The following is an 11,770-nucleotide window of genomic DNA, read 5'->3' on the forward strand; positions in this document are numbered from 1 at the left end:
TTGAAAAAACACAGTTAAATAAACCGAAAAATAGAAAATTATTATTTTTTTACATAAAGCGTTTGTTTTTATAAAAAAATATTGTATAATAATACAATATAAATTGAGAAGGAGAATGCTCATGAAAAAATCTAAATGGTTGGCCATTACTGGACTGACAGTCGTGTCAACACTGATTTTAGCTGCTTGTGGAAGCTCCAGTGCCAGCAATACATACTCTTATGTTTATATTGCTGATCCTGATACCTTGGACTATGTAAACTCCAATCGGGGAACGACTTCTGATGTGGCTTCAAATCTGGTCGATGGTCTTTTGGAAAATGACAAGTATGGTAATCTGGTTCCATCTATTGCGGAAGACTGGACTGTTTCAAAGGATGGTCTGACTTATACCTATAAGCTTCGTAAAGATGCTAAATGGTACACTTCAGATGGAGAGGAATATGAAAGTGTCAAAGCCCAGGACTTTGTAACTGGTTTGAAGCACGCAGCAGATGAAAAATCAGAGGCTCTTCCAATTGTTCAAAGCTCTATCAAAGGCTTGGATGCCTATGTCAAGGGTGAGTCAAATGATTTTTCAACGGTTGGCGTCAAGGCTGTTGATGACTATACGGTCGAGTACACTCTTAACCAGCCAGAAAGTTATTGGAATTCCAAGACGACTATGGGGATTCTCTTTCCGATTAACAAAGAATTCTTGGAATCAAAAGGAAAAGATTTTGGTACTGTAAAACCTTCTTCCATTCTTTATAATGGTCCTTATATTCTGAAGGCTTTTACTTCTAAGTCTGTCATTGAATATGCTAAAAACCAGAACTACTGGGATAAGGACAATGTCAAGGTTGAAAATATAAAACTGACTTACTATGATGGTTCAGACCAAGAATCACTAATCCGCAACTTCTCAGACGGTGCCTATTCTCAAGCGCGGCTTTATCCGACAAGTTCTAATTACGCTTCTGTAGAAAAGCAATACAAAGACAATATTATCTACACACCACAGAACTCAACCAGCTATTTCTTTAGCTTCAATCTGAATCGTAAGGCTTATAACCATTCGTCTAAGACCACAGATGCTCAGAAGACATCGACTACAGCGGCTATTCAAAATAAAGACTTCCGTCAGGCGATTAACTTTGCCTTTGACCGGACATCTTTTGGAGCTCAGATGAATGGTAAAGATGGGGCGACTAAACTCATCCGTAGCTTGCTTGTTCCTCCTAGCTTCGTGCAGGTTGATGGCAAAGACTTTTCAGATGTTGTAGAGAGCAAACTTCCTACATACGGTGATGAGTGGAGCGGTGTCAAGTTGACAGATGCCCAAGATACCATCTACAATGCTGACAAGGCCAAGGCAGAGTTTGCTAAGGCTAAGGAAGCTTTGCAAGCAGAAGGCGTTGAATTCCCTATCCATATCGATGTTCCTGTGGATCAGACTGACAAAGTCTTGGTACAGCGGACCAACTCTTTCAAACAGTCTGTTGAAGCAGCGCTTGGTCAAGAAAATGTCGTTATTGATGTTCAGCAAATGTCCACAGATGACTACGATAATTCAGCCTACTTTGCAGAAACAGCAGCTCAGAAAGACTACGACCTCAACATGTCTGGCTGGTCAGCGGATTATCAAGATCCATCAACTTATCTGAATATTTTCAATCCAGAAACTGGTGATATTCTGGATAATATAGGCTTAGAAAAAGGGAAAAATCAAGATATCGTCAACAAAGTCGGCTTGAACGAATACAAAGAGTTATTGGATGAGGCGGATAAGGAAAAACAAGATACCGACGCTCGTTATACCAAATACGCAGCAGCTCAAGCTTGGCTGACAGATAGCTCCATTGTTATCCCTAGTGTTTCTGCGGGTGGTTCACCAGTTGTTCAGAAGGTCGTGCCATTTACCAAGTCTTACTCTTATGTTGGAATCAAAGGAGATGTCTATGTCTTTAAGAACATGGAACTCCAAAATGATATTGTGACAGCTAAAGACTATGAAGCGGCTCTTAAGAAATGGGAAAAAGAAAAGGAAGCATCCAACAAAAAAGCCCAAGAAGAGCTAGAAAAACACATCAAATAAGGTTCTGAACCGCGAACTTTTGACTCTTTGCAAACCGTTTGGAATCAAAAGTTTGTGAATACGATAAAGCGAGGCTGAGACATTTTGTCCCAGTCTCTTTTTTTATATGACTCTCTATTGCATTGAAGCGTTTACATCCTGTCGCAGAAGTGCTATAATGAAAGTAATCTTAATGAAAACTGGAGGAAGTTTATGAAAACATCTAAGTTAGCTGCAGCTGCTGGGCTTGTCATTCTCTCTACAGGAATTTTGGCTGCCTGTTCGTTTGGCGGCTCCAATTCATCTGGGAAAAACTATAGCTATGTTTATACCGCAGATCCAGATACGCTGGATTACACTGTGTCCAATAAGCGGGCAACCAATGAGATTATGGCTAATGTAGTGGATGGTTTGCTAGAAAGCGATAAGTATGGTAACTTAGTGCCTTCTCTAGCGGAAGATTGGACCGTTTCAAAAGATGGTCTGACCTATACTTATAAGCTTCGTGAGGGAGTGAAGTGGTATACTTCTGATGGTGAAGAGTATGCAGATGTGACTGCTAAGGACTTTGTGACCAGTCTGAAGCATGCCGCAGACAGCAAGTCTGAGGGTCTCTATATCATTCAAAAATCTGTTAAAGGTTTGGACGACTATGTCAATGGTAAAATAACTGATTTCTCCCAAGTGGGTGTCAAGGCGGTGGATGATTCTACTGTTCAATACACTTTGAATCAGCCAGAAAGTTTCTGGAATTCTAAGACAACCATGGGGATTCTTTTCCCAATTAACGAAGAATTTCTGAAATCAAAAGGTGACAAGTTTGCTCAGGGAACGGATCCGACCAGTGTTCTCTACAATGGTCCGTTTATCTTGAAATCTATCACTTCGAAATCTCAAATTAGCTTAGAGAAAAATCCAAACTATTGGGATAAGGAAAAGGTGAAAATTGACACTGTCAAATTCTCTTACTACGATGGTCAAGATACAGAATCTCTGGTGCGTGGCTTTTCTGATGGCAACTACACCATTGCTCGTCTTTTCCCAAACAGCTCAAACTTTGCCAGTGTGAAGAAACAGTATGGCGACAATATCGTCTACACGCCTCAAGGCTCAGGGACCTTCTTTGTTACAACTAATATTGATCGTCAGTCTTACGAGCATACTTCTAAGACAACGGATGCACAGAAATCTTCTACCAAGAAAGCACTGCTCAATAAAGATTTCCGTCAAGCTCTGCTTTTTGCCTTTGACCGGACTGCCTATTCTGCACAAACCAATGGCGAAGAAGCAGCAGACAAGCAGCTTCGTAATACCTTTGTTCCGCCAACCTTTGTTCAAGCTAATGGTAAAGAGTTCGGAAGCATCGCAGAAGAAAATCTGGCTAGCTACGGTGATGAGTGGAAGGGAGTCAAATTAGACGACGCTCAGGATGGCTTTTATAATCCAGAAAAAGCCAAGGCAGAATTTGCCAAAGCTAAAGAAGCGCTGCAGGCAGAAGGAGTGGAATTCCCTATTCATCTGGATATTCCGGTCAGCTCAGCAGATACCAATGGCGTTAAGAGTGTTCAGTCACTGAAGCAGTCTATTGAAGCTAATCTTGGATCTGACAATGTAGTGATTGATATTCAGCAGATGACAGATGATGAGTTGAATAACATCACCTACTTTGCGAACTCTGCATCTCAAGAAGACTGGGACTTGAATAATAATCTCGGCTGGAGCCCAGATTATAACGATCCATCTTCTTATCTGGAAATCACTGGATCTAAGACTGGTGAGAATGTTGACAGCTACTTTGGTTTTGACCCTGGCACGGATAATGCAGCAGCTAAAGAGGCTGGCTTTGAAGAGTATGACAAGCTCTTGGAAGACGCTGCTTCAGAAAACGAGGATATTAACAAACGTTACGAAAAATATGCTGCAGCTCAGGCTTGGCTGACAGACAGTGCCCTGTTGATGCCGGCATGGTCATCTGGTGCAACACCAAGTGTCCGTAAGGTTGTTCCGTTCTCAGGACCATTTGCTTGGACTGGAAACAAGGGTGAATACAGCTTTAAATATGTTGAAATCCAAGATAAACCAATAACGACTAAAGAATATGAAAAAGCGCGTGAAAAATGGGCAAAAGAAAAGGAAGAATCCAACAAAAAAGCTCAAAAAGAACTCGCAGAACATATCAAATAGAGCAAGAAAATCCCATTGTAGCAACAGTGGGATTTTTGATGATTTTGAAGACGAAATGGACGAGGTTGAGCTTGTCTGGTCCTAGATAATCAACATCCGAGAAAACCAATTGCATAAACATCTTAGTGTGTTAGTGAGCTAACTTAATATTCTGAAAATTTATTTTACTTTTAGTACTATCTATGCTATAATCTTAATTAAATCTAAAAATCTAAAAGATGGAGAAACCCATATGAAACAAAGCAAAGTCCTTGCGTTAGCAGGAGTAACACTTCTTGCGGCTGGAATTCTTACAGCTTGCTCAGGCTCCAAGTCAAACACAAACTCAGGCAGCTCTACGACCTTTAATTATATCTACGAGACAGACCCTGAAAACTTGAACTATCTTACTTCAAGTAAGGCAGCTACTACAGACTTGACAGCCAATGTCATTGATGGTCTTTTAGAAAACGACCAATATGGGAACTTAGTTCCATCAATGGCAGAAGACTGGACTGTATCTCAAGATGGGAAGACTTATACTTATAAGCTTCGCAAAGATGCTAAGTGGTATACTTCCGAAGGTGAAGAGTACGCAGATGTGACAGCAGAAGACTTTGTTACAGGTCTTAAGTATGCGGCAGACAATAAATCTGAAACACTGTACTTGGTTCAGGATTCTGTCAAAGGACTTAAGGACTATATTTCTGGGAAGATTGATTTCTCAGAAGTAGGGATCAAAGCAGTTGATGATCATACCGTTGAGTATACTCTTAATGAGCCAGAAAGTTTCTGGAACTCTAAGACGACAATGGGAATTCTATACCCAGTAAACAAAGACTTTTTGAAAAACCAAGGTGATAAGTTCGCTCAAGCAACTGATCCAACAAGCTTGCTTTATAACGGACCTTTCTTGCTCAAATCATTGACTTCAAAATCTGAAATTCAATTTGAGAAGAATCCTAATTATTGGGACAAAGATAATGTTCACGTAGACGCAGTTAAACTCTCTTTCTATGACGGGCAAGACCAAGGGAAGCCAGCTGAGCAGTTCAGTCAGGGTGCTCTGACAACAGCTAGACTCTTCCCAACTAGTGCGACTTATGAAAAGGTTGAAAAAGACTTTAAAGATAATATCGTCTATACACCTCAAGATGCCTCAACTTTCTTAGTAGGTACAAACATTGATCGTCAGTCTTATAATCATACGGCTAAGACATCAGAAGCTCAAAAAACTTCAACTAAGAAAGCCTTGCTTAACAAGGACTTCCGTCAGGCTTTGACCTTTGCCTTCAATCGTGAGTCCTATGCATCTCAGATTAATGGTAAGGACGGAGCAGACAAACTTCTTCGTAACCTTTACATCCCACCTACATTTGTGCAGGCTGGTGACAAGTCCTTCGGTGACCTAGTTAAGGAAAAAGTAGTAACTTATGGCGACGAGTGGAAAGATGTGGACTTCTCAGATGGCCAAGATGGTCTCTATAACGAGAACAAAGCAAAGGCTGAATTTGCTAAAGCAAAAGAAGCTTTGAAAGCTGATGGAGTGGAATTCCCAATTCATCTGGACATTCCGGTTGATCAAACAGCTACTTCTAAAGTACAGCGCGTTCAATCCCTCAAGCAATCCATTGAGAAGACTTTGGGAACAGATAATGTTGTGATTGATGTTCACCAATTGTCTAAGGATGAAGTGACTAACATTACCTTGTTTGCTCCTTCTGCTGCTGAAGAGGACTGGGATATTTCAGATAATGTCGGCTGGTCTCCGGACTATCAAGATCCATCTACTTATCTAGATGTCATCAAACCTGGTGGTGAAAACACCAAGACCTTCTTAGGATTTGATGGCACAGATAATGCCGCAGCGAAACAAGTTGGTTTAGATGAATATACCAAGCTGGTTGACGAAGCTGGTGCAGAAAAGCAAGATTTGAACAAGCGTTATGAAAAATATGCGGCTGCTCAGGCTTGGCTGACTGATAGTGCTTTGTTGATTCCGGTAACTTCTAGAACAGGTCGTCCAACCTTGACTAAGGTAGTGCCTTTCTCAGCACCGTTTGCTTGGTCTGGTGCTAAGGCGCGTGAAGCAGCAAGTTATAAGTACATGAAATTGCAGGATGAGCCTGTAACGACAAAAGATTATAATAGCGCTCAGGAAAAATGGAATAAAGAACGTGCGGAATCTAATAAAAAAGCTCAAGAAGAATTAGCAGACCACGTGAAATAAGCTTGCTAAGAGAACTTTCTCTAATAGAGGAGAAAGTTCTTTTGGAATTTAAAGGAAACGATAAATGAAAAAATATATTTTTATGCGTATCTTACGCTCAATTGTGTCGATTTTCTTGGTGACGACCCTGACTTATGCCATTATCTATACTATGGTGCCAAGAAGGTTGATTTTCAAGCAGGATCCTAACTATAATAAGATAGCGACCAATAAAGATAAAAAGACTAACTATGAAAACACTATCTTTGAGCGGATGGGCTACATTGACTATTATGATACAAAGGAACTGCAGGAGAAAGCCAGCAAGGAAGATTCTTCTGTTACCACAGAAGCTACTGAAGCAAACGAGAAGATTTATCAGAAGTATATTGATAAACTCGGTAATGGCTGGAAATTGCAGAAGTTCCCTCTGAGCGGAGAATTCTATGCTGTACGTGAAGTACCTGTTTATGAACGTGTCTTTGAGTTCTATGCTAATTTGATTCAAATTGACCATCCAAATGTTATTCAAGATGAGGAAAATCCAAACCTAGAGCGTTATATCCGGTTTGAAAATGATCCTTCTGTTGGCTGGTCTCTTGTGGGTTCAGGTACCAAGCATAAGTATCTGCTTTATTTTAATGGTCAGTTTCCATTTGTCCACCAGAACTTTATTACCTTTAATTTAGGGAATTCTTATCCAACCTATGCCAATATCCCTGTTCTGCAGGTTATTACGCAAGGACAAGGACAAACTAAGTCTTCCGAAGTTCAATTCCCAACAGGTAAAAAGACATCGTCTGTAAATATCTATTCTCGCACTTACAAGACGCCAAGCAAAGCCGATTCACAGGATATTGCTAAGTTTGGTAAGGGAGATGCTTATACAGCGACTCAAAGCAACTATCAAAATCCGTCCATGATTACCAGCTCAGCCATTATTGGTTTAATTGGTGTGGCTCTGTCTTATCTGATTGCTATTCCACTCGGATCCTACATGGCTCGACTCAAGAATACATGGTTTGATAGCATTTCTACAGCTGGCTTGACCTTTATGATGTCACTGCCAACCATCGCCTTGGTCTACATCGTTCGTTTGGCTGGCTCTGCTGTTGGTCTTCCAGATTCCTTCCCAATCTTGGGAGCAGGAGATTGGCGTTCTTATGTCCTGCCAGCTGTTATCCTAGGCCTTTTGAGTGCTCCTTGGACAGCGGTTTGGATTCGCCGGTATATGATTGACCTGCAGTCTCAGGACTTTGTCCGCTTTGCGCGTGCGAAGGGACTCTCTGAAAAAGAAATTTCTAACAAGCACATCTTTAAAAATGCTATGGTGCCACTGGTATCTAGTATCCCAGCTTCAATCGTCGGAGTTATTTCCGGTGCAACCCTGACAGAAACAGTCTTTGCTTTCCCTGGTATGGGTAAGATGCTGATTGATTCCGTTAAGGCATCCAATAACTCTATGGTTGTTGGTCTTGTATTCATCTTCACATGTCTGTCTATCTTTGCTCTCTTGCTGGGTGACATTCTGATGACTGTACTGGACCCACGTATCAAGTTAACATCAAAAGGAGGTAAATAATGGCTACAATTGATAAAAGCAAATTCCAATTTGTCAAACGTGACGATTTTGCCTCTGAAACGATTGATGCTCCAGCCTACTCTTACTGGAAATCAGTCATGCGTCAATTCTTGAAAAAGAAATCAACCATTACCATGCTGGGGATTCTGATTGCCATTATTCTCATGAGCTTCATTTATCCTATGTTTTCAAACTTCGACTTTAATGACGTGAGCAAGGTAAATGACTTTAGTATGCGTTATATCAAACCAAGTGCTCAATACTGGTTTGGAACGGATAGTAATGGTAAGTCTCTCTTTGACGGTGTTTGGTTTGGTGCCCGTAACTCTATTCTTATTTCGATTATTGCGACGGTTATTAATCTGGCTATCGGAGTTATCATCGGCGGTATCTGGGGAATTTCCAAAACAGTCGACCGTGTCATGATGGAAATCTACAATATCATTTCAAATATCCCAGCCCTCTTGATTGTCATTGTCTTGACCTACTCTATCGGTGCTGGTTTCTGGAATCTTATTTTTGCCATGACGATTACTGGTTGGGTCGGTATTGCCTACACTATCCGTGTGCAGATTATGCGCTATCGGGATTTGGAATACAACCTTGCCTCTCGTACTCTTGGTACACCAACTCTCAAGATTGTAACGAAGAACATTATGCCGCAGTTGGTATCTGTTATCGTGACCACCACTTCACAAATGTTGCCAAGCTTTATCTCTTATGAAGCCTTTCTGTCCTTCTTTGGCTTAGGGCTTCCTGTAACAGTGCCAAGTTTGGGACGCTTGATTTCAGATTATTCACAAAACGTGACGACGAATGCCTACCTCTTTTGGATTCCACTCACAACTTTGATTTTGGTATCCCTTACCTTCTTCGTAGTTGGTCAAAACTTAGCTGACGCCAGCGATCCACGTACACATAGATAGGAGTAAATATGACAAAGAATGAAAATGTAATATTGACTGCTCGCGATATTGTCGTGGAATTCGATGTTCGCGATCGTGTCTTAACCGCCATTCGTGGAGTCTCTCTGGACTTGATTGAAGGTGAAGTACTGGCTATTGTTGGTGAATCAGGCTCAGGAAAGTCTGTCTTGACCAAGACCTTTACTGGAATGCTAGAAGAAAATGGCCGTGTAGCTCAAGGAACCATTGACTACCGTGGCAAAGATTTGACAACTCTTCGTAGTAACAAAGATTGGGAGCCGATTCGCGGTGCAAAAATTGCGACTATCTTCCAAGATCCGATGACGAGCTTGGATCCCATTAATACGATTGGAAGCCAGATTACAGAAGTCATTATCAAGCACCAAGGAAAATCAGCCAAAGAAGCTAAAAAAATGGCCATTGATTACATGAGCAAGGTCGGGATTCCAGATGCGGAAAAACGTTTCGAAGAATATCCTTTCCAATACTCGGGTGGTATGCGTCAGCGGATTGTTATTGCTATTGCCTTGGCTTGCCGCCCTGATATTCTTATCTGTGATGAGCCGACAACGGCTCTCGATGTAACGATTCAAGCGCAAATCATTGACTTGCTCAAATCCTTGCAGCAAGAATATCATTTTACAACCATCTTTATTACGCACGACCTTGGTGTTGTGGCTAGTATTGCAGATAAGGTTGCGGTCATGTATGCCGGTGAAATTGTAGAATACGGTACAGTTGAAGAAATCTTCTACGAGCCAAAACATCCTTATACATGGAGTTTGCTATCCAGCTTGCCTCAGTTGGCAGATGCGAATGGTGCGCTTTACTCGATTCCTGGAACTCCGCCGTCACTTTATTCACCAATCAAAGGGGATGCCTTTGCTTTGCGTTCTGACTATGCCATGTCTATTGACTTTGAAGAAGAAGCACCGGCTTTCAAGGTCTCAGATACTCATTGGGCAAAGACTTGGCTCCTGCACGAAGATGCGCCTAAGGTTGATAAACCAGAGATTATCGAAAATCTACATGAAAAAATTCGTTCAAAAATGGGCTTCAATCAATTAGAAGCTTAGGAGGAAGGAAATGACTGAAAAATTAGTTGAAATTAAAGATTTAGAAATTTCCTTCGGTGAAGGAAGTAAGAAATTTGTGGCAGTTAAAAATGCAAATTTCTTCATCAACAAGGGGGAAACTTTCTCTCTTGTAGGAGAATCAGGCTCTGGTAAGACTACTATTGGTCGAGCTATTATCGGCCTTAATGATACCAGTGCAGGAGATATCTTCTATGAAGGCAAAAAGATTAATGGTAAAAAGTCAAAAGCAGAAGAAGCGGACTTGATTCGCAAGATTCAGATGATTTTCCAAGACCCAGCAGCTAGCCTGAATGAACGTGCAACGGTTGACTATATCATATCTGAGGGTCTCTATAATTACCATTTGTTTGATAGTGAAGAAGACCGTCAAAGAAAAGTCAAAGATATCATCAATGAAGTCGGTTTGTTGGCTGAGCATTTAACTCGCTATCCTCACGAATTCTCTGGTGGACAGCGTCAGCGGATCGGGATTGCTCGTGCTTTGGTCATGCAACCAGACTTCGTGATTGCTGATGAGCCGATTTCCGCCTTGGACGTATCTGTCCGAGCACAGGTATTGAATCTTTTGAAAAAATTTCAAAAAGAGCTTGGCTTGACCTACCTGTTTATTGCCCATGACCTTTCGGTAGTTCGTTTTATTTCTGATCGTATCGCCGTGATTTACAAAGGTGTCATTGTAGAAGTGGCAGAGACAGAGGAATTGTTCAACCATCCTGTCCACCCTTATACACAATCCCTGCTCTCAGCTGTTCCAATTCCAGACCCAATCTTGGAGCGTAAAAAAGTGTTGAAGGTCTATGATCCTGAACAGCACGATTATTCTGTTGACAGACCAGAAATGTCTGAGATTCGTCCGGGACACTACGTCTGGGCTAATAAAGCTGAACTCGAAAAGTATAAACAAGAACAAGAATAGAAAAAATGTCCGAAAGGGCATTTTTTACGCCTTTAAAAAGATAGAATGTAGGTCAATTTACCATCCTCAAAGGTATGTAAAACTATTCACCAATTTAAAAATAATAATTTTTTAATTTTTTTCAAAAAAGGTATTGACAGTTGGGTGGTATAGGTGATATACTAATATAGTTGTCGCGAAAGACAAAGCCCTTTGAAAACTGAACAAGACGAACCAAGTGCAGGGTGACATAGAGATATGTAACCTGTCAAAAAACGAGAAAATAAATCTGTCAGTGGACAGTAATGAGTGCGAACTCAAACTTTTTAATGAGAGTTTGATCCTGGCTCAGGACGAACGCTGGCGGCGTGCCTAATACATGCAAGTAGAACGCTGAAGAGAGGAGCTTGCTCTTCTTGGATGAGTTGCGAACGGGTGAGTAACGCGTAGGTAACCTGCCTGGTAGCGGGGGATAACTATTGGAAACGATAGCTAATACCGCATAAAATTGATTATTGCATGATAATTAATTGAAAGATGCAACTGCATCACTACCAGATGGACCTGCGTTGTATTAGCTAGTTGGTGAGGTAACGGCTCACCAAGGCGACGATACATAGCCGACCTGAGAGGGTGATCGGCCACACTGGGACTGAGACACGGCCCAGACTCCTACGGGAGGCAGCAGTAGGGAATCTTCGGCAATGGGGGGAACCCTGACCGAGCAACGCCGCGTGAGTGAAGAAGGTTTTCGGATCGTAAAGCTCTGTTGTAAGAGAAGAACGGGTGTGAGAGTGGAAAGTTCACACTGTGACGGTATCTTACCAGAAAGGGACGGCTAA

General features: G+C 41.5%; 7 protein-coding genes and 1 rRNA gene. All 8 read left to right on the plus strand.

Features of this window, described 5'->3' with window-relative positions; genetic code table 11:
• Positions 1–121: 121 nt before the first annotated feature.
• On the plus strand, positions 122–2,077 hold the full coding sequence (locus K1I80_RS07355; RefSeq protein ID WP_223313858.1) for a peptide ABC transporter substrate-binding protein: 1,956 nt from the start codon (positions 122–124) through the stop codon (positions 2,075–2,077).
• Positions 2,078–2,269: 192 nt separating this feature from the next.
• Entirely contained in the window at positions 2,270–4,240 is a 1,971-nt protein-coding gene (locus K1I80_RS07360) for a peptide ABC transporter substrate-binding protein (RefSeq protein WP_223313859.1), read from the plus strand.
• A gap of 232 nt (positions 4,241–4,472) precedes the next feature.
• Entirely contained in the window at positions 4,473–6,449 is a 1,977-nt protein-coding gene (locus tag K1I80_RS07365) for a peptide ABC transporter substrate-binding protein (RefSeq protein WP_223313860.1), read from the plus strand.
• A 64-nt stretch (positions 6,450–6,513) separates the two neighbouring features.
• Positions 6,514–8,010 carry an ABC transporter permease gene (locus K1I80_RS07370; RefSeq protein WP_002916386.1) on the plus strand — a complete coding sequence of 499 codons (1,497 nt, stop codon included), beginning with the start codon at positions 6,514–6,516 and terminating at the stop codon, positions 8,008–8,010.
• Positions 8,010–8,936 carry an oligopeptide ABC transporter permease OppC gene (oppC, locus tag K1I80_RS07375; protein WP_002898857.1) on the plus strand — a complete coding sequence of 309 codons (927 nt, stop codon included), beginning with the start codon at positions 8,010–8,012 and terminating at the stop codon, positions 8,934–8,936. The genes K1I80_RS07370 and oppC overlap by 1 nt, the downstream gene beginning before the upstream one ends.
• Before the next feature lie 8 nt (positions 8,937–8,944).
• On the plus strand, positions 8,945–10,012 hold the full coding sequence (locus K1I80_RS07380) for an ABC transporter ATP-binding protein (protein WP_002902455.1): 1,068 nt from the start codon (positions 8,945–8,947) through the stop codon (positions 10,010–10,012).
• 10 nt (positions 10,013–10,022) lie between these two features.
• On the plus strand, positions 10,023–10,949 hold the full coding sequence (locus K1I80_RS07385) for an ATP-binding cassette domain-containing protein (protein WP_223313861.1): 927 nt from the start codon (positions 10,023–10,025) through the stop codon (positions 10,947–10,949).
• 304 nt (positions 10,950–11,253) lie between these two features.
• Positions 11,254–11,770: ribosomal RNA gene (locus tag K1I80_RS07390) — 16S ribosomal RNA — on the plus strand; the annotation flags it as partial.

Source organism: Streptococcus sanguinis (assembly GCF_019929225.1).
Lineage (GTDB): Bacteria > Bacillota > Bacilli > Lactobacillales > Streptococcaceae > Streptococcus > Streptococcus sanguinis_J.